Source organism: Actinomadura coerulea (assembly GCF_014208105.1).
In the GTDB taxonomy this organism is placed as follows: domain Bacteria; phylum Actinomycetota; class Actinomycetes; order Streptosporangiales; family Streptosporangiaceae; genus Spirillospora; species Spirillospora coerulea.
Window position 1 is genome coordinate 899,751 of sequence record NZ_JACHMQ010000001.1, and the last position, 18,297, is coordinate 918,047.

The window sequence follows — 18,297 nt, forward strand, 5'->3', positions numbered from 1 at the left end:
GCATGTTCACGGTGCGGTCAGGGCGGTCGGGGACGGGCGCTGCCTGCGGCGGAGGCAGTAGGCGACGGTCGCGGCGGCGAGGAGCGGGCCCCAGGCGATGAGGGGGCCGTAGGAGACGGCGAAGAGGATGAGCCTCCAGCCTTCGAGCCGCACCGCGGTCCCGTCCGGCGCGGTGAAGTCGTTGAAGCCGGGGAGGGCCGTGAGCGTTCCGACGGTGAGGGCGGCGGCGCCCATGCCCGCCGGGGCGGCGGCGGCCAGGACGGGGATCCTGCGTCCGGCGAGGCCCGGGACCCAGCGCGGGACCACCTCGCCCCACCGGGAGACGAGGCCGACGGCGAGGAAGGCCAGGGCTTCGCTGAGGACGCTGAGGAAGATCGTGTACCCCCACATCGGGACCCAGGCGGGGACGTCGCCGCGCGCGTCGCTCATGTCCCCGCGGAGCGGGCCGATCGGAGCGCCGAAGCCGAGCGCGATCCGCCAGAGGCAGGACGGCAGCACCACCAGGCTCGCGGCGTAGGCGGAGACGACCGCCCACCGCGGTGCGTCCGCGACGGTATGGCCGTGCGTCCGGCGTACCACCGCCCTTGCGTTCCTCAGCATGTTCGCCCTTTCGATCGTGCGGTCGCCTGCACGGCCAGTGAAGTGCCTGGGCCCGCCGGGGAACCTCCCTCCCGCGCGTGATCCGGCTCCCCTCCGGGAGGGAGCGGCCACCCTGCCGTTAGAGGACCGCCGGGGAGGACGAGGCCCGGCTGCGGGCGGTGCGACGGCGGTACCGTTTCCCGCATGGCGGACATGACAGGCGATCGGATGCTGGGGTGCCTGTTCGGCGGGGCGGTGGGGGAGGCGCTCGGACGTCCGGTGGAGGGAATGTCGATCAGCGAGATCCGCGCGGCGTACGGGCCCGCGGGCGTGACGGGGCTTCCCGGCCGCGCGGAGATCGGCGAGGCGACGCAGCTGAGCCTGCTCACCGCGCAGGCGGGCGTCCAGGCGTCCATCCGGGCCCGGGCGAGGGGGATCGGCGGCGCGTACTTCGGGCTGGTGCAGGCGAACTACCTCGCGTGGCTGCGCGCCCAGGGCGAGCGGATCCCGGAGCAGGACTCGCTGGTGAGCGGTCCGGCGCTGCGCGATCCGGCGGTGACGGCCCGGCGCGGCGCCGGCCGCACCACCCTCGCCGCGCTGCGCATGGCGGCCGAGCGCGGAAAACCGGGGTGGCCGCTCGGCACGGTGGACGAGCCCGTCAACGACTCCAAGGGCTGCGCCGGGACGGTCCGGGCCGCGCCGTGCGGCTTCGGGTATCCCGATCCCGGGGCCGTCTTCACCCGGGGGCAGGGCGCGGCGGCGCTCACGCACGGCCACCCGTCCGGCCGCCTCCCCGCCGGCGCGCTCGCCGTGGCGGTGTCGGCGCTCGTGCATGGCGCCACCCTCGCCGGCGCGCTGGAGCGCGCCATGGCGGAACTGCGCGAGCATGAAGGGCACGAGGAGACGGCGGCGGCCCTGGAGAAGGCGCTGGCACTGCCGCGCGGAGGCCCGGCGCCCGAGCGGCTGGAGAGCCTCGGCGGCGGATTCACCGCTCCGGAGGCCCTCGCCGTCGCCGTCCACGCCGCGCTGGCCGCGGAGGCCGAGGGCGGGTACCCGCTGGAGATCGTTCCGCGCGGGATGCTGCTGGCCGTCAACCACTCCGGCGACAGCGACTCCACCGGCGCCATCTGCGGGAACCTCCTCGGCGCCCGGTACGGCTCGCGGGCCGTCCCCGAGCACTGGCGCGCGGGCGTGGAGGCCGCCGGCGCCATCGCCGTCCTCGCCGAGGGCAGCGCCGTCGAGTTCGGCCCGAACCCGCCCGCCGACTCCTACGGCGAGCCGCCGATGGACTGGCACCTGCGCTTCTACGCCTGAGCGGGGGCCGGATAACCGGAGGACGGGGCCCGGGGGAGCGCCTACGATCGCGGCATGGAGCATGAGGTCCGTACGGCGCGGGGGGAGGACCTGGCCGGGCTGGCGGAGATCGAGAACTCGGGCGACGCGATGTTCCAGAGGATCGGCATCGTGTTCCCGCCCGGTCCGACCGTGGTCGAGCAGATGATCGGCAAGGGCGCGGACATCGTGGTGGCCGGGGACCCGCCGGTCGGGTTCGCCGCCGTCGAGGAGGTCGACGGGGCCGCGCACCTGGAGCAGATCTCGGTGCGCGGCGACCTGGTGGGGCGGGGGCTCGGCGTCCTGCTGCTGGACGAGGTGAAGGCGCGGGCCGCCGCGGCCGGGTGGCCCGGGGTCAGCCTCCTGACGTTCCGGGACGTCCCGTGGAACGGCCCCTGGTACGCCCGGCACGGATTCGCGGAACTGCCGCGGGAGCGGTGGGGGCCGGGGATCGCGGCCTACTGGGACGCCGAGATCGAGGCCGGCCTGCACGGGCTGGGCCCCCGGCTGGTCATGTGGGCGCCGCTCGGACGGCCCAGTTAAAAATCTACAATGTAAAGGCGGGAACCCGGGGCGCCGTCCGGACGTCTGGCCCATGGACGTCCGGCGCGTGCACGAAGGAGAACGATGATCAGCCCGGTCGCATGGGTGCGGGGCCGTCTCGGCGAGCGGGGCACCGCGCTGGCGCTCCTGGCGCTGCTGCTGGCGCTGGCGGTCGTCCCGCTGGTGGCGATGCCGGCGGCGCGGTGCGAGGTGTTCGGGAGCGGGTGCCGCACTCCGGACCCCGAGCAGCGCTCGGACCCCGTCGCCGCGGCCACCCGGACGATCACCCCCGTCGAGGTGGCGACGCGGGGCGCCTACGTCGCGCTGGGGGACTCGTACTCGGCGGGCGTCGGGGCGGAGGCGACCGTGGGCGACCAGAACCCGCTCGACCGGTGCCACCGGACGTCGAAGGCGTACTACCACGAGGTCTCGCGGACGTTCCGCTTCGCGAAGGGCACGGAGTTCTGGGCGTGCTCCGGCGCGACCACCGCCGACGTCCTGGACGGACGAGGCGGCGAACCCCCGCAGATCGGCCGCGTCGGGCGGGACACCAGCCTGGTCACCATCAGCATCGGCGGCAACGACGTCGGGTTCTCGCGGGTGCTCGCCGGCTGCGTGGTCAAGCTGCCGTGGGGCCGGGGCTGCTCGGCGCAGGGCGAGGAGATCGCCAAGCGGATGGCCGAGCTCCGGCGGAGCCTGCCCGCCCTGCTGGCCGAGATCACCGCGCGGGCGCCGTACGCGCGGGTGGTCGTGATGTCCTACCCCAAGGCGTTCTCCGAGATCAGTGGCGTGGACGGGGACAACATCACCCTGCCGGACCAGCGCTGGCTGAACGCGCGGGCCTACGAGCTGGACGGGGTGATCCGGCAGTCGGTGACGGAGGCCGACGCGCGCAAGGCGGCCGGGCACCGGCCCGGCAGCGTCGAGTTCGTGGACGCCTACGGCGCGTTCGCCGGCCACGAGGTCGGCAGCCGCGACGCCTACATGAACGGCCTGACGCTGAACCTGTCGGCGCTCGAAGCGGAGCCGCGCAGCTACCACCCGACGGCCGCGGGGCAGCAGGCGCTCGCCCGGCTCTTCGTCGACCAGATCAAGAAGGGCCCGGGCCGCGCGCTCTCCTGACCGCGCCGTCTGATCTCGCCGCGACCGGTGAGAGCGGTCCCCGGACAGGGCACGACTGTCCTGGGGGTTCTGCGATGGCCATCACGATCGCGCTCGCGGGGGACACGATGCTGGGACGCGGCGTGGCGGAGGAGATCGCCGCGTTCGGTCCGCACGGGCTGTTCTCCGACGGGGTGCGCGAGGTCTTCCGCGAGGCGGACCTCGCCCTGGTGAACCTGGAGTGCTGCGTGTCCGGGCGCGGCCGGCGGTGGGACGCGCCCGGCAAGCCGTTCCACTTCCGCGCGCCGCCGGCCGCGGCCGAAGCCCTCGCCGACCTCGGCGTGGACTGCGTGACGCTCGCCAACAACCACGCCTTGGACTACGGGCCGGACGCGCTGGCGGACACGCTCGACCTCCTGCGGCGGGCGGGCGTCCGGACCGTCGGCGCCGGCGAGGACGCCCGGCGGGCGCGGGAGCCCGCCGTCCTGGAGGCCGGGGGAGTGCGGGTCGCGGTCGTCGGCGTCACCGACCATCCGGCCGACTTCGCCGCGGGGCCGGACCGGCCGGGTGTCGCCCACGCCGACCTGGAGGACGGCGTCCCCGGGTTCCTGCTGGAGGAGATCCGGCGGCTCCGCGGCGGGCACGACGCCGTCCTGGTCATGCCGCACTGGGGCCCGAACATGATCCCGGCGCCGCTGCCGTACGTGCGGCGTGCGGCGGGGAGGCTGGTGGACGCGGGCGCGACGCTCGTCGCCGGGAGTTCCGCGCACGTCTTCCACCCCGTGGTGTGGCCGGTCGTGTTCGACATGGGCGACTTCGTCGACGACTACGCCGTCGACGCGCTGCTGCGCAACGACCTCGGGCTGCTGTTCCTGGTGACGCTGGGCGCCGCCGGGCCGTCGCGGATCGAGGCGGTGCCGATCCGGCTGGACTTCTGCCGCACCCGCCTGGCGGACGGCGACGACCGCGCCTGGATCATCGACCGCTTCGCCAAGGCCTGCGCCGCCTTCGACACGCCGGTGACCGTCCGGGACGGCCGGCTCGTCGTCGAACGGCTGTAGGGGGCATCAGCGCAGCACGGCCGCGACGACCCCGGTCACCGCCCTGCGCACGGCCTCGTCGTCCGGCGGCGCGGCGGTCCGGTCGGCGAACAGCAGGTGGGCGGTGCCGACCAGGGTGGGGGCGAGCAGGTCGACCTCGGCGTCCGCCGCGACGCGGCCGAGTCCGCGCTCGGCGGCGAGGTAGGAGGCGATCATCTCGACGGCCTCGGTCAGCACGGGTACGCCGGCCGGCCAGGTCCGCCGCAGCCGGGCGCGCAGCTCGTCCCGGAAGGTGATGAGGGGGACGATCGCGACGGCGACCGACGTGAAGACGGACGTCAGGGCCGCGGAGAGGTTGCCGGTGACGGTGCCGGTCCCGGCGGCGCCGCGCAGGGCGGCGGCCTCGGCGTCCATCCGGCCCACGCGGTCCAGCACGAACTCGGCGAGGAAGGCGTCGAAGTCGGCGAAGTGGCGGTGCAGGACGCCCTTGGCGCAGTCCGCCTCCGCGGTGACGGCCCGGCTGGTCAGCGCGCTCGGCCCCTCCCTCAGCAGGACGCGCTCGGCGGCGTCGAACAGCTGCCCGCGCACGTCGCGCATGGCGACCCCGGTCGGCACGAAGGATCTCCCTTGACGAGTGGGCAAGCGCCCATTCATAGTGGGCGCATGCCCATTATAGCGACCGACCCTCCCCCCGAGCCGCACCGCGCCCGCGAGGTGGCGGAGTCCTTCGGCACGGACCCCGAACGCTACGACCGCGCCCGGCCCCGCTACCCCGAGGCTCTCGTGGAGCGGGTCGTCGCCGCGTGCCCCGGCCCCGACGTCCTGGACGTCGGCTGCGGCACGGGCATCGAGGCCCGCCAGTTCCAGGCGGCCGGCTGCACCGTGCTCGGCGTCGAGCCCGACGCGCGGATGGCCGGGTTCGCGCGGCGCGGCGGCCTGGAGGTCGAGGTCGCGACGTTCGAGGCATGGGACCCCTCGGGCCGGGACTTCGACGCCGTGGTCGCCGGGACGGCCTGGCACTGGGTGGACCCGGTCGCCGGAGCGGCCAAGGCGGCGCGGGTGCTGCGGCCGGCCGGACGGCTGGCGGCGTTCTGGCACGTGTTCCAGCTCCCGCCGCGCGTGGCGGACGCGTTCGCCGCCGTCTACCGGCGGGTCGTGCCCGACTCGCCGTTCAACGTCCACGCGGACAAGCAGGCCATGGACATCTACCAGATGATGTTCGCCAAGGCCGCCGACGGTATCCGGGCCGCCGGCGGCTTCGGCGAGCCGGAGCAGTGGCGGTTCGACTGGGAGCACACCTACACCCGCGACGAGTGGCTGGACCAGATGCCCACCCACGGCACGCTCACCAGGCTCTCGGACGCCGAGCGGGCCCAGGTGCTGGAGGGCGTCGGCGAGGCCGTCGACGCCATGGGGGGCGCCTTCGTCATGCCCTACGCCACCATGGCCGTCACCGCGTTGCGCGACACCGGCCAGGGGTGACGCGCGGCCTCTCGCGCCTGCGGTCAGGTCAGGTCTGCTCGACCGGGTCCACGCGGACCCGGGTGTCGATCCCGGTGGCGTTGCGCGGGTCCCGGCCCGGCAGGTGAACCTCGTATCCGGTCGCGTCGGCGTGGTAGAGGCGCAGCGGGGCCTCGCCGCTGAGCTCGTCCGGCCGGAAGGCCACGCCGTCCGGACCGGCCTGGGCGAACGCCTCGGCGCAGCGCCGCGGCAGATCCTCGTCCGTAACGAGGGAGGCCACGGCGTCGACGTAGACGGCGCGACCCTGCCCGATCTCCACGGACGTGTCGTAGATGACGATCGCGACCTCCGGGCGCGCGGCGACGTTGCCCGAGTGCCGCGCGTCCGGGGAGGACACCCAGTAGAACGTGCGGTAGCCGGCATGCGTGAAGTACACCGGCGACAGGCGGGGCCGGTGATCGGCCTCGCTCGTCCCGAGGGTCATGTACCGGTTCTCGTCGATGACGGACCGTGCCAACTCGTCCAGATTCTCTGGCAGGCTCATGGGACAGAAGTCTCGCGGATGGGACTGACATCCGCGGCCCGGAAGGACGCGCATGAACAAGCCGACCGAGGACCCCGGCATCGCCGTCAGGGCCATGCGCCCGGACGATGCCGACCGGGTGCTGGCGATCTACCAGGAGGGCCTGGACACCGGCGAGGCCAGCTTCGAGACCACGGCCCCGACCTGGGCGGCGTTCGACGCCGCCAAGCTGGAGCGCCACCGGTACGTGGCCGCCGACGCGACCCCGTCAGGCGAGGTCCTCGGCTGGATCGCCGCCGGATCCGTCTCCGGCCGCTGCTGCTACAGCGGCGTGGTCGAGCACAGCGTCTACGTCAGCCCTCGTGCGCAGGGCCGGGGCGTGGGCGCCGCGCTACTGGCCGCTCTCATCGCCTCCACCGAGGAGGAGGGCATCTGGACGATCCAGTCGGGCGTCTTCCCCGAGAACGCCTCCAGCCTGCGGCTCCACGCCAAGGCCGGGTTCCGCGCCGTGGGCGTCCGCGAGCGCCTGGGCCGACTCCACGGCCGCTGGCGCGACGTCGTCCTCCTCGAACGCCGCAGCCCCCTCGTCCTGTAGCGGGAACCGCTGGTCCTGCTCCCGGCCGGCCGCGGGCACCCGGTGAGGGGGCCCGGGCACCGGAGTGATCAATCGCCCTGACGGCCGAACCGTACCGGCACGCCCGGCGAGTACAGTACGCTCGCCGGCTCTCCGAGCGGCCCCGGCAGACCCGCCGCCGCCACGAGGTTCTCCTCGCAGCGCAGGAGCGACGCGCGGTGCAGCGCCCACCGCGGATGGACGTTCGGCAGGAACGCGACACGGCCGAGAAAGGCGTTGTGCATGCCCCAGCGGGCGGTCAGGAAGTGCTCCAGTTCCGAAGGCTCCTCCACCCGTTCGCCGATCCGCACGGTGATCCGGCTGTGGGCGCCGCGCGGGCCCGGCCAGCGTCGCGAACCGGCGTAACTGATCACGTCGCCCCGGGCCCGGATGGCCATGCGGGACCACTGGTACGGCAGTCGGAGCCCCGCCCGTGCGATCACCACGGGCAGCAGCCGCGAGGCGTCCAGCGACCGGAAGACCACACCGCGCCGTCCCTGCGCGTCCACCGAGTACAGCCGCACGTTGGTCTCCGGGAACGTCCCCAGGTACGGGACCCCGGGTAGCCGGAACCACCCGACCCGGTCCATCCAGAATGGGATAAGCCCGACATAGGTGGCCCCGTGCAGTGTGTCGGGCACAACGCCTTTCGGCAGCAGCGGCGCCACCCGCTTCGGCTCCACGGCCCAGTGGATGAACGCGAGGTCACGCCACCACTGCGTGAGCCACGGCCTGGGGACCGCGCCAGGCGGATCGGCCGCGATCGGCTGGGGAACGGGCACCGCGCCATCGTCCCACACTGTTGATCATGTCCCCGGGATGCGGGCGGTCCGCCGTCCGAGGACGGGAGGGGCCCGCGGACCGGCGGCGCGCGGAGCCCAGGTCCGGTCGCGTCGCGAGCCGCCGGGCGAGCGGAGTGGGCCGGGACTGTGAAAGACGGCCTAGTTCCGGGCCGGGAGCACGGCGCGGGCGACGGCGTCGCGTTCGGCCTCTTCGCGTTCGGCGGCCTGCCGTTCGGCGGCCGTGCGCTCGTCGTACGCGGCGCGGGCGGCGGCGATGGCGTTCTGGTGCTCCTCCGTCCAGACGACCAGGGCGCGAATGGTGCTGTGCAGGGTCGCGCCCATGGGCGTCAACCGGTAGTCCACGCGCGGGGGGACGGTCGCGTGCACCGTGCGGCTCACCAGGCCGTCACGTTCCAGATGCCGGAGCGTTCGGGTCAGCATCCGCTGGCTGACGCCGTCGATCGCGCGGCGCAGTTCGGTGAAGCGGAGGCTCCGCTTGTCGAGCAGCGCGATCACCAGGAGCGACCACTTGTCGGCGACGCGGTCGAGGATCTGCCGCACCTCGCAGTCGGCGCGCTGGTCCCACTGGAGAACGTCCTCGTCGATGCCGGTATCCGCGCAGTAACCGAGGGACTCGAAAGTGCCGTCTTCCATGCTCACCGACAGTGCCAGACGATGTTGCCGGTTACAAGAGGGAACCGGCACTCACAAGGGGAACCGCCCCGCCCGGTTCCCGTCGAAGGAGGCGGGCGACGATGTCCGATTCGAGCGAACGAACGAACGGGCGCGCATGGGGCGTCCTGATGGTGCTCTGCGGCGCGATCTTCCTGGAGGGGATCGACGTCGCGATGCTGAACGTCGCGCTGCCGTCGATCCGCGCCGACCTCGGCCTGTCCACCGGGATGCTCGGCGGCGTGGTGAGCGCGTACGTGCTCGGCTACGGCGGGTTCATGCTGCTGGGCGGCCGGGCCGCCGACCTGCTGGGGCACCGGCGGATGTTCGTCCTGTGGCTGTCGGTCTTCCTGGTCTTCTCCGGCGTCGGCGGATTCGCCACCGGGGGCTGGATGCTGCTGACCGCGCGCTTCCTCACGGGCGTCGCGGCCGCGTTCATGGCGCCCGCCGGCCTGGCGCTGGTCACCTCCGCCTTCCCGGAGGGGCCGGCGCGCACCCGGGCACTGGGCGTGTACGCGGGTACCGCGGCGGGCGGGTTCTCGCTGGGCCTGGTGGCCGGGGGCGTGCTCGCGTCCTTCGGCTGGAGGTGGGTGTTCTTCGCGCCGGTCATCATGGCGGCGCTGATCCTGGTGGCGGCGCTGGCCCTCCTCCCCGGGACGGGCGCGGTGCGGAGCCCGGGCGGTTTCGACGTCGCGGGGGCACTGGCCGTCACGGGGGCGATGCTGCTGCTGGCGTACGGGGTCGTCCGGCTGGAGGACCTCGGCGAGGGCTCCCTCCTGACCGCCGGCGTGTTCGCCGCGGGCCTGGCGCTGCTCGGGCTGTTCGCCGCGGTCGAGCGGCGGTCGAGGTCGCCGCTGGTGCGGCTCGGCCTCCTGCGGACGGTCCCGCTGGTGCGCGTGAACGCGGCCGCGCTGCTGTTCCTGAGCGCGTTCGCGGGCTTCCAGTTCCTGGCCACCCTGTACTTCCAGGAGGTGCGCGGCTGGAGCACGATGCAGACCGGCCTCGCCATGCTGGTGATCGGCGTCGACACCGTGCTGGCGCCCACGCTGACGCCCCGCCTGGTGGAGCGCTTCGGCAACATCCGCGTGCTGTTCGGCGGGATGCTGCTCGCGGCGGCCGCGTACGCGCTGTTCCTGCCCGTCGGGGCGGACTGGACCTACGCCGCCATGCTGCCGTCGCTGGTCCTGCTCGGCCTCGCCTTCTCGCTGGCGTACGGGCCGCTGACGATGGCGGCGACCGAGGGCATCGAGGAGGACGAGCACGGCGTGGCGGGCGGCCTGCTGTACACGGCCATGCAGTTCGGGACGGCGCTCGGGCTGTCGGCCGTCACCGCCGTCAGCGTCGCCGCCGGAACGGGCCTGGACGGCCTGCGCACCGCCCTCGCCGTCCCGGTCGCGGCGGCGGCGCTGGGCGCGGTCGTGATCGCGTTCGGCCTCCGCGCGCCCGCGGCCCCGGACGGTGCGGCCCCGGATGACGCGGTCACGAAGGCGACCCCGGCCGCCGAGCCCGCCAAGACCGCCATCTGATCTGGAAGGGAGACGACAATGGCCACGAAGGTGAAGTCGTTCACCGACATCAAGGACCAGTTCGACGCCTACATCGGCGACATCGTGTACGCGACCATGACCACCGTCGATGCGAAGGGCCGGCCCCGGGCGCGCGTGCTCATCCCCGTCTGGGAGACCGTCGACGGCCGCCCGCTGGGCTGGCTCGCCACCTACCGGACGCCCGTGAAGGCCGCGCATCTGGCCGGTAACCCGCACACCACGTTCTCGTACTGGACGCCGAGGCAGAACGCGGTGAGCATCGACGCCGTCGCCGCCTGGGACGGAGACCCGGAGACCAAGCGCCGCGTCTGGGACCTCTACCGGCGGACGAGTCCGGAGGGGGCAGGGTACGACCTGGGCCGGTTCTGGCGCGGTGGGCCGGAGGATCCGGAACTGCACGTCCTGCGGCTGGAGCCCTGGCGCGTCCAGGTGATCAGGGGGACCGACCTCCGCAGCGCGATCTGGGACGCGGAAGCGAAGCGCTGACCGGGCGCTGCGGACGGCGATGCGGATGCGGCGCCTCAGGGCCGGCCGGCCGGCTCCTCGCCGGTGACGCGGTTGAGGCGGTCCACGGCTTCGGCGAAGTCGGCGACCATGTCGTAGACGACCTGGCGGGCGGGCTTGACGGTGTTCATCAGGCCGACGCACTGGCCGACGAAGTAGTTCGCCAGGGCGCGGGCGCCCGGATTGCCGGACTCGGCCACCTTGGTGATCTGCCGCATGGCGCCCTCCGCAACGATCATCTGGAGCGGCATGCCGAGCGCGCCGGGGCTGTCCGGGCCCTCCCACTCCTGCGTCCACGCGGACCGCAGCTGCCGGGCGGGCTTGCCGGTCCGCGACCGCGACCGGATCGTGTCGCGGGACGTGGCGGCGAGCAGCTTCTCCTTGACCGGCGGGGACGTCTCGGCCTCCTCGGTGGTGAGCCACACCGAGCCGCACCACACGCCGGACGCGCCGAGCGCCAGGGCCGCGGCCATCTGGCGCCCGGTGGCGATCCCGCCCGCGGCGAGGACGGGCACCGGCGCGACCGTGTCGACCACCTCGGGGACGAGCACCATCGTGGAGATCTCGCCGGTGTGCCCGCCGGCCTCCCCGCCCTGCGCGACGACGAGGTCGACGCCGGCGGCGACCTGGCGGCGGGCGTGCTCGGACGTCCCGACAAGGGCGGCGACGGGGATCCCGGCGGCCTTGGCCTTGTCCACCATCAGCGGCGGCGGGGTGCCGAGGGCGCTGGCGATGAGGCCGATGGGGTGGGCGAGCGACACGTCGATCAGCTCGGTCGCGCCCTCCCTGGTGACCTGCGCGCCGCCGCGCGCGTTGGACCGCTTCGCCTTCTCGAAGTCGGGCAGCGGGACGTCGTACCTGGCGAACAGGCCGACGAGGAAGCTCCAGTGCTCGTCGGGGACGGCGGCGAGCAGGGTGTCCAGGCCGCCGCCGCCCTCCGCCGCCTTGTCGATCCTGCCGGGGACGAGCACGTCGACGCCGTAGGGGCGGCCGCCCACATGGTCGTCGATCCAGCGCAGCTCCTCTTCGAGCCGGTCCGGGGTGTACGCGACGGCGCCGAGGACGCCGAAGCCGCCGGCGTTGGTGACGGCGGCGACGACGTCGCGGCAGTGGCTGAAGGCGAACAGTGGGAACTCGATGCCGAACCGTGCGCAGACCTCGGTGTTCATGGGCCCCGACGCTAACGGACCGAACCGCGTTCGGTCCAGGGGCGGAACAGGACGTACGACTCGCCCTCGTCCGGATGCTCGAACTCCGCGCGCAGCGCGAGCCCCTCGCGCAGGTCCGCGCGCTCCACGCCGTCCAGGCGGGCGTGCAGCCACGGACCCTCGGCCAGCTCGACCAGCGCCAGGAACACGGGGGGCTCCTTGGGCAGGACCGTCCAGGTCACCAGGGTCGCCGCGCCGCTCGCCTCGGCCCAGCCGAGGTCCTCCTCGCCGCAGCCGGGGCAGCCGCTCGCGTCCGGCGCGAACCACCGGTCGCACGCCTCGCAGCGCCGGACGACGAGCCGGCCGGCGGCGGTGCCGTCGAAGAACGGGTCGGTGCGGCCGTCCCGCCGCAGAACACCGACGTCCATGGCTAGGCCCCCTTCTCGTGCGGGCTGACGACCAGCGTGGAGTGGTGGTCGAGGATCCCGCCGTTCCCGCTGACGAGGATCACGTCGGTGGAGGGCGCCTGCCGCTCCCCGCCGTCCCCCCGCGCCTGGATCACGGCCTCCGACAGCGGTGTCATGCCCCACATGTAGTACGCCGACAGCTGCCCGCCGCCGGTGTTGGTCGGCAGCGACCCGCCGGGCCCGAGCGCGCCGGACGCGGCGAACGCGCCGCCCTCGCCCTTGGCGCAGAACCCGTAGTCCTCCAGCGTCACCAGGACCGTGTAGGTGTAGCAGTCGTAAAGCTCGCACACGTCCACGTCGGCGGGGGTGACGCCGGCCATCTTCATCGCCGCCGCGCCGGACGCCGCGGCGCCCGTCGTCAGGCCGAAGTCGCTGCCGCGCTCCTTGCGGTCTCCCGGGTGCCCCTGCCCCCAGCCCCACAGGTGCACGGGCGGGCGCGCCAGGTCGCGGGCCCGGTCGGCGCTGGTCACGATGACGGCGACGGCGCCGTTGGACACCAGGCAGCAGTCCAGCAGGTGCAGCGGCTCGGACACCCAGCGGGAGCGCTGGTGGTCCTCGATCGTGATCGGCTCGCGCATCTGGGCGAGCGGGTTGCCGGCGGCCCACTTCCGGGTCGCCACCGCGATCGCGCCGAGCTGCTCGCTCGTCGTGCCGTAGCGGGCCATGTGCCGCTGGGCGGCGAGGGCGTAGTGCGAGTTCACGCTGCGCAGGCCGAGCGCCGCCGTCATCCCCCCGAACCCGTACCACTCCGCTTTCCCGGGAGCGCCCCCGGTTCCCCCGCGGGCGCCGCGGTCGTAGGCCGAGCCCGCCGACTGCCTCGGCTTCAGCGGCGCGTCCGCGAACACGCACGCGACCGTGGTCGCCGACCCGTTCAGCACCGACATCGCCGCGTACGACACCATCGCCCCGGCCGTCGCGCCGAAGGAGTTGACCAGGGACAGCATCCGCAGGTCGCGCAGGCCGAGCGTGTCGGCCAGCTCGATCCCCGGCGAGCCGCCCAGGCCGTGGCTGACCAGCAGGCCGTCCAGGTCGGCGAGCGCCAGGCCCGCGTCGGCGGCGGCCAGCCGCACCGCGTCGGCGGCGAGCCTGCGCGGGCTGCGCCCGTACACCCTGCCGAGCTCGGTCATGCCGAGCCCCACGATCGAAGTGCCCATCGCCTCGCTCTCCTCATCCGTCGGCGCCACGGTACCGAATCACGTTCGGTAGGGGAGCGGCGGGGTGATCGCACGCCCGGACGCCGCCCCGCGCGGACGGCCCCGGAAAAGGAGTCGCCCGCGTCCCCGGGGCGACGGGGACGCGGGCGACGCGGGGGACGCGGTCACGGCCGGCGGGCCCGGACCGGTCAGGAGGCGAGGACGGCCTGCAGGAAGTCGCGGGTGCGCTGCTCGGCCGGCTCGCCGAAGATCTTGTCCGGGGGCCCCTCCTCGACGATCTGGCCCTGGTCGAACATCAGGACCCGGTTCGAGATGTCCTTGGCGAAGGCCATCTCGTGGGTGACGCAGAGCATGGTCAGGTCGCTCTGCCGGGCGATGTCGCGCAGCAGGTCCTGGACGCCGACCACGAGCTCGGGGTCGAGCGCCGAGGTGACCTCGTCCAGCAGCAGCACCCTCGGCTGCATGGCCAGCGCCCGCGCGATCGCCACCCGCTGCTGCTGGCCGCCCGACAGCTGGGTGGGGTGCGCGTTCTCCTTGTCGGCCAGGCCGACCATGTCCAGCAGGCCGCGGGCCCGCTCGACCGCCTCGTCCTTGGACACCCCGAGCACGCGCACCGGCCCCTCGGTGAGGTTGCGCAGCACGTTCATGTTCGGGAACAGGTTGAACTGCTGGAACACCATGCCGACCTGCTTGCGCATCTCGTGCAGGTGCTTCTGGTTCGCCGGGACGCGCTTGCCGCCGCGGTCCATGTGCCACAGCGTCTCGTCGCCGATCCAGATCAGCCCCTCGTCGAGCTTCTCCAGCGTCATCAGCAGCCGCAGGATCGTGGTCTTGCCCGACCCGCTCGGCCCGATGAGGGTCACCCGCTCGCCGGGCGCCACGGTGAAGTCGAGCTCGCGGAGCACGACGTTGGAGCCGAACCGCTTCACCACCTTCTCGAAGCGGATGCCCGGCGCCTCGCCGCGCGGCAGCGCCGCGGCCGGGTCGGCCTTCGTGGCGGTGCCCTTCCGCGTGGAGACGCCCGCGTCGGCGGCCGCCTCGCCGGGGGCGGGGTCCTGCGCCGCGTTGGCGCCTTCCGAGGGCGGGCGGTCCGCCTCGCCCCCGGGGTCGACTGCGTCGGTGTCAATTGGTGGCATAACGCCTCTCCAAGCGGCGGACGAGTATCGAGGATATGACGCTGACCAAGACGAACAACAGGCCGACCATGGTGATCGGCTCCAGGAACTGCAGGGTCTTGGACCCGACCTGGTACGCGGAGAACAGCAGCTCCGCGACGTTGATCGCCAGCAGCAGCGGCGAATCCTTGAACATCGCGATGAGGTAGTTGCCGAGCGTCGGGATCACCCGCCGGATCGCCTGCGGCAGGACGACGTCCAGCCACACCCGCGAACGCGGCAGGTTCAGCGCGGTGCACGCCTCCCACTGCCCCTTCGGGACGTCGGCGATGCCGGCCCGGTACACCTCGGCCGTGTAGGTCGAGTAGTGGACCCCGAGCGTGATGGTGCCCGCGGTGAGGGACCCGATGGTCACGCCCCAGGCGGGCAGCACGAAGAACACGAAGTAAAGCTGCGGAATCAGCGGCGTCGACCTGATGAACTCGGTCACCCACCGGACCACCTGGTTGAAGACCCGGCTCGGGGAGCGGCGCAGCAGCGTCCACACCAGCCCGAGGACCAGGGCGATCACATAGCCCAGCAGCGTCGCGGTCAGCGTGTAGCGCAGCCCGTCCAGCAGGTCGGGGAGGATCTCACCGGAGTAGTGCCAGTCCCAGCTCATCAGCCCACCCCCGCGCCGGGCGCGCCGGCCGCGATCGTCCCGAGGGACGGCTCAGCGGGCAGCCTCCGGCCCAGCATCCGGTCCACGCGCCGCTCGGCGTAGCGGACGAACAGCTGCAGAACCTGCGCGATCACGAAGTACAGGACGAGCACGACCGTGAACGCGGCGACGGTCTGGCCGGTGCTGCCCTGGATGTTCTTGGAGACGCGGGTCAGGTCGACCAGGCCCACCAGGGACACGATGGCGGTGCCCTTCATCAGCTCGATGATCAGGTTGCCGAACGGAGGCAGCATCAGCGCGAACGCCTGCGGCAGGAGCACGCGCCGCATGCGCTGGAACGGGGTGAAGTTCAGCGCGATCGTCGCCTCGTACTGCGCCTTCGGGACGGCGTTGATCGATCCGCGCACCACCTCGGCGCCGTAGGCGCCGACGTTCAGGCCGAGGGCCAGCACGGCCGCGAACATCGTGGAGAACCGCAGACCGATCAGAGGAAGGGCGTAGAAGAACCAGTAGAGCAGCACCAGCGTGGCGTTGCCGCGGAAGAACTCCACGTACACGCGGTTCAGCCCGCGCACCCACGCGTGGCGCGACGTGCCCGCCATCCCGAAGACCAGCGCGAGCACGAGCGCCAGCGCGCCGCCGAGGAGGGTGAGCCTGATGGTGACCCACGCCCCGTCCAGCCACTGGGGATAGCTGTCGAGGACCTCGGACACGGGTCAGCCCTGGCAGAACTTGGCGGCGGTGTCGTCCGGGCCGGGCATCTCCGCCTGGGTGAAGCCGAACGGCTGCAGGATCGGCAGCAGCTTGCCGCCCTGCTGGAGCTTGGCGAGCTCGCCGTTCCAGGCGTTCACCAGGTCCGTGTCGGCCTTGCGGAAGGCGAACGCGCCGGCGCCGAGCTGCTCCTTGCCGTCGATGACGGGGGTGAACGCGTCGGTGACCTCGAAGCCCTCGCCCTTGTGCTTGGTCAGCAGGTCGGCCAGCGAGATGCGGGTCAGCCAGATGCAGTCGATGCGCCCGGCCTTCAGGCCCTCGTAGGCGCTCGCCTGGTCGGCGAACGTCTTGATGTCGCCCTTCTTGACGCCGGTCTTCTCGGCGTACTCGGCCTCGACGGCGCCGGTGAGCACGCCGACCTTGACGCCCTTCTTGCCCGGGTCCTCGGCGGCCTTGAGGCCCTTCGGGTTGCCCTCGGGCACCATGAAGGCGCTCTTGGCGACGTACTCGGGGTTGGCGAACGCCGCGGAGGCGCACCGCTCGGGCGTGATGAACATGCCGGCGGCGATCGCGTCGAAGCGCTTGGCGTTGAGCCCGCCGATGAGCCCTCCGAAGTCGACCTGGACGCCCTTGATCTCGTCGATGCCGAGGTTCTTGAAGATGGCGCGCGCGAGCTCGGGCGCCTCGCCGGTCAGCTTCCCGGACTTGTCGGTGTAGCCGTAGGGCGCCTCGTTGGCGAACCCGACCGTGATCGTCCCGGAGTCCTTGGCCTTCTGCAGCGTGCCGCCGCCGGCCTTCTCCTTCTCCGGATCCGTCGTGGAGCAGCCCGCCGCGGCCAGCGGCGCCGCGGCGGACAGCAGCACGGCGGTGCGGAGGAAGTCGCGTCTCGAGGAAGTCATCGTCGAACTCCTGGTGATGGGTGAGCTCCGCGCCCGCAGGGAGGCCGGACGGCCCCCTTGCGGGCGCGGAGCGGGGTGGATCGGGTTATCGAGTTATGGGGCTCGGTCTCAGGCGCCTGCGGTCCCCTCCGCGGAGGTGTCGGCTCCGACGGGAGTGAAGTCACGGGCGCCGATGAACGAAGGACGGGGCGCGGGAGCGGAGAACGGCTCGACGCACGTGTTCTCCACGCTGTTGAACACGATGAACACGTTGGAGCGCGGGAACGGGGTGATGTTCCCGTTCGAGCCGTGCATGCAGTTGCAGTCGAACATGGTCGCCGAGCCCGCGGGACCGGTGAACAGCTCGATCCCGTGCTTGTCGGCCAGAATCGACAGGCTGTTGGGGTCGGGCGTACCGATCTCCTGTCCGCGCAGGGACTCCTTGTAGTGGTCGTCCGGGGTCTCCCCGACGCACGCCACGAAGGTCTTGTGCGAGCCAGGCATGATCATTAGCCCGCCATTGTGCACGAAATTCTCGGTGAGCGCGATGGAAATGCTCACCGCGCGCATCCGGGGCATACCGTCCTCCGCGTGCCAGGTCTCGAAGTCCGAGTGCCAGTAGAAGTCCTTGCCAGTGAAGCCTGGCTTGTAGTTGACCCGGCTCTGGTGCACGTAAACATCCGAGCCGAGGATCTGCCTGGCCCGGCCGACGACGCGGGGATCGCGGACGAGTCCGGCGAACACCTCGCTGATCTTGTGCACCTCGAAGATGGAGCGGACCTCGTCCGAGCCGCGCTCGGTCACCGTGCGCTCGTCGGCCAGGACCTGCGGGTCGGACGACAGCCGGCGCAGCTCGGCCCGGAAGTCCTCGACCTCCTCCGGCGCGAGCAGCTCCTCGACCGACAGGAACCCGTTGGCCTCGTAGGAGTCGAGGGTCGCACCGTCGATGGGCCCGTCCGCCGCCCCGCCGTGCACGACCGGGTCCTGGCGGTACAGCAGCGCGGCCTCGGAGGCCTTCCGGGTGGGGTAGGCGTCGTCGATCGTCGGATGGGACTCGATGATGCTCATGCGTCCTCCTCGGTCAGCAGGGGGTAGACACCGTTCTCGTCATGGACCTCCCGGCCGGTGCAGGGCGGGTTGAACACGCAGACGGTCCGCACGTCGGTGTGGGCGCGCAGGGTGTGGTGCTCGTGGCCGTCGAGCAGGTACATCACGCCCGGCTCGATCTTGTGCTTCTCGCCCGTCTCGTCGTTGGTCAGCTCGCCCTGGCCCTCGACGCAGTACACGGCCTCGATGTGGTTGGCGTACCACATCCTCGTCTCGGTGCCCGCGTACAGGATCGTCTCGTGCAGCGAGAACCCGACGCCCTCTTTGGCCAGCACGAGGCGGCGGCTGCACCAGGTCGGCGCCTGCACGTCGCGCTCCGTGCCTATGATCTCTCCGAGGGAACGAACGATCATTGAAAC

The 18,297-nt window shown here is 72.8% G+C and carries 22 protein-coding genes; 8 read left to right on the top strand and 14 right to left on the bottom strand.

Translation table 11 applies throughout. The features are described 5' to 3' along the window. Positions 1-6: 6 nt before the first annotated feature. Complete coding sequence (locus BKA00_RS04215; protein ID WP_185023665.1) at positions 7-600, bottom strand: hypothetical protein; 594 nt, start codon at positions 598-600, stop codon at positions 7-9. 183 nt (positions 601-783) lie between these two features. Here BKA00_RS04215 and BKA00_RS04220 point away from each other — a divergent pair, with 183 nt between their 5' ends. The 4 genes from BKA00_RS04220 to BKA00_RS04235 all read left to right on the top strand — a co-directional run bounded on the left by BKA00_RS04220 (position 784) and on the right by BKA00_RS04235 (position 4,616). Next, a complete protein-coding gene (locus tag BKA00_RS04220; protein WP_230298471.1) occupies positions 784-1,893 on the top strand; it encodes an ADP-ribosylglycohydrolase family protein in 1,110 nt (369 codons plus the stop codon). A 54-nt stretch (positions 1,894-1,947) separates the two neighbouring features. After that, positions 1,948-2,454, top strand: coding sequence for a GNAT family N-acetyltransferase (locus tag BKA00_RS04225; RefSeq protein WP_185023666.1), 507 nt, complete (start codon positions 1,948-1,950; stop codon positions 2,452-2,454). Positions 2,455-2,538: 84 nt separating this feature from the next. Then, on the top strand, positions 2,539-3,576 hold the full coding sequence (locus BKA00_RS04230; protein ID WP_185023667.1) for an SGNH/GDSL hydrolase family protein: 1,038 nt from the start codon (positions 2,539-2,541) through the stop codon (positions 3,574-3,576). Between the two features lie 74 nt (positions 3,577-3,650). Further along, entirely contained in the window at positions 3,651-4,616 is a 966-nt protein-coding gene (locus BKA00_RS04235; protein ID WP_185023668.1) for a CapA family protein, read from the top strand. Between the two features lie 6 nt (positions 4,617-4,622). Here the strand turns inward: BKA00_RS04235 and BKA00_RS04240 are convergent, their stop codons facing one another. Beyond that, positions 4,623-5,210 (bottom strand): TetR/AcrR family transcriptional regulator, encoded by a 588-nt coding sequence (locus BKA00_RS04240; protein ID WP_185023669.1) that lies wholly within the window; start codon positions 5,208-5,210, stop codon positions 4,623-4,625. Positions 5,211-5,258: 48 nt separating this feature from the next. On the opposite strand from BKA00_RS04240, the gene BKA00_RS04245 reads away from it, so the two are divergent. Then, complete coding sequence (locus BKA00_RS04245) at positions 5,259-6,077, top strand: class I SAM-dependent methyltransferase (RefSeq protein ID WP_185023670.1); 819 nt, start codon at positions 5,259-5,261, stop codon at positions 6,075-6,077. A gap of 28 nt (positions 6,078-6,105) precedes the next feature. On the opposite strand, the gene BKA00_RS04250 is transcribed toward BKA00_RS04245, so the two are convergent. Next, the gene (locus BKA00_RS04250; protein WP_185023671.1) at positions 6,106-6,600 is read right to left on the bottom strand and encodes a pyridoxamine 5'-phosphate oxidase family protein; all 495 of its coding nucleotides are present in this window, start codon (positions 6,598-6,600) and stop codon (positions 6,106-6,108) included. 52 nt (positions 6,601-6,652) lie between these two features. Between BKA00_RS04250 and BKA00_RS04255 the strand changes: the two genes are divergently transcribed. Further along, on the top strand, positions 6,653-7,174 hold the full coding sequence (locus tag BKA00_RS04255) for a GNAT family N-acetyltransferase (RefSeq protein ID WP_185023672.1): 522 nt from the start codon (positions 6,653-6,655) through the stop codon (positions 7,172-7,174). 68 nt (positions 7,175-7,242) lie between these two features. On the opposite strand, the gene BKA00_RS04260 is transcribed toward BKA00_RS04255, so the two are convergent. Both BKA00_RS04260 and BKA00_RS04265 read right to left on the bottom strand, forming a co-directional pair. Further along, the gene (locus BKA00_RS04260; protein WP_185023673.1) at positions 7,243-7,974 is read right to left on the bottom strand and encodes a DUF2071 domain-containing protein; all 732 of its coding nucleotides are present in this window, start codon (positions 7,972-7,974) and stop codon (positions 7,243-7,245) included. A gap of 159 nt (positions 7,975-8,133) precedes the next feature. Continuing rightward, a complete protein-coding gene (locus tag BKA00_RS04265) occupies positions 8,134-8,628 on the bottom strand; it encodes a winged helix-turn-helix transcriptional regulator (protein WP_185023674.1) in 495 nt (164 codons plus the stop codon). A gap of 101 nt (positions 8,629-8,729) precedes the next feature. On the opposite strand from BKA00_RS04265, the gene BKA00_RS04270 reads away from it, so the two are divergent. Then, entirely contained in the window at positions 8,730-10,172 is a 1,443-nt protein-coding gene (locus BKA00_RS04270; RefSeq protein WP_185023675.1) for an MFS transporter, read from the top strand. A gap of 18 nt (positions 10,173-10,190) precedes the next feature. Beyond that, positions 10,191-10,679, top strand: a complete 489-nt coding sequence (locus BKA00_RS04275; RefSeq protein WP_185023676.1) for a pyridoxamine 5'-phosphate oxidase family protein — start codon at positions 10,191-10,193, stop codon at positions 10,677-10,679. A 35-nt stretch (positions 10,680-10,714) separates the two neighbouring features. On the opposite strand, the gene BKA00_RS04280 is transcribed toward BKA00_RS04275, so the two are convergent. The 9 genes from BKA00_RS04280 to BKA00_RS04320 all read right to left on the bottom strand — a co-directional run bounded on the left by BKA00_RS04280 (position 10,715) and on the right by BKA00_RS04320 (position 18,291). Beyond that, positions 10,715-11,866, bottom strand: a complete 1,152-nt coding sequence (locus BKA00_RS04280) for an NAD(P)H-dependent flavin oxidoreductase (RefSeq protein ID WP_185023677.1) — start codon at positions 11,864-11,866, stop codon at positions 10,715-10,717. Positions 11,867-11,877: 11 nt separating this feature from the next. Beyond that, positions 11,878-12,273 (bottom strand): Zn-ribbon domain-containing OB-fold protein, encoded by a 396-nt coding sequence (locus BKA00_RS04285; protein WP_185023678.1) that lies wholly within the window; start codon positions 12,271-12,273, stop codon positions 11,878-11,880. Positions 12,274-12,275: 2 nt separating this feature from the next. Next, on the bottom strand, positions 12,276-13,466 hold the full coding sequence (locus BKA00_RS04290; RefSeq protein ID WP_185023679.1) for a thiolase family protein: 1,191 nt from the start codon (positions 13,464-13,466) through the stop codon (positions 12,276-12,278). 188 nt (positions 13,467-13,654) lie between these two features. Beyond that, positions 13,655-14,602, bottom strand: coding sequence for an ectoine/hydroxyectoine ABC transporter ATP-binding protein EhuA (gene ehuA, locus BKA00_RS04295; protein ID WP_230298470.1), 948 nt, complete (start codon positions 14,600-14,602; stop codon positions 13,655-13,657). After that, positions 14,589-15,242, bottom strand: a complete 654-nt coding sequence (ehuD, locus tag BKA00_RS04300; protein WP_185023680.1) for an ectoine/hydroxyectoine ABC transporter permease subunit EhuD — start codon at positions 15,240-15,242, stop codon at positions 14,589-14,591. Before ehuD ends, ehuA begins: the two co-directional genes overlap by 14 nt. Then, positions 15,242-15,955 (bottom strand): ectoine/hydroxyectoine ABC transporter permease subunit EhuC, encoded by a 714-nt coding sequence (gene ehuC / locus BKA00_RS04305; RefSeq protein ID WP_185023681.1) that lies wholly within the window; start codon positions 15,953-15,955, stop codon positions 15,242-15,244. Before ehuC ends, ehuD begins: the two co-directional genes overlap by 1 nt. A 3-nt stretch (positions 15,956-15,958) precedes the next feature. Then, the gene (ehuB, locus tag BKA00_RS04310) at positions 15,959-16,852 is read right to left on the bottom strand and encodes an ectoine/hydroxyectoine ABC transporter substrate-binding protein EhuB (protein ID WP_185023682.1); all 894 of its coding nucleotides are present in this window, start codon (positions 16,850-16,852) and stop codon (positions 15,959-15,961) included. A 108-nt stretch (positions 16,853-16,960) separates the two neighbouring features. Further along, positions 16,961-17,899, bottom strand: coding sequence for an ectoine hydroxylase (gene thpD / locus BKA00_RS04315; RefSeq protein ID WP_185023683.1), 939 nt, complete (start codon positions 17,897-17,899; stop codon positions 16,961-16,963). Then, positions 17,896-18,291, bottom strand: a complete 396-nt coding sequence (locus tag BKA00_RS04320; protein WP_185023684.1) for an ectoine synthase — start codon at positions 18,289-18,291, stop codon at positions 17,896-17,898. The genes thpD and BKA00_RS04320 overlap by 4 nt, the downstream gene beginning before the upstream one ends. Positions 18,292-18,297 lie beyond the last annotated feature (6 nt).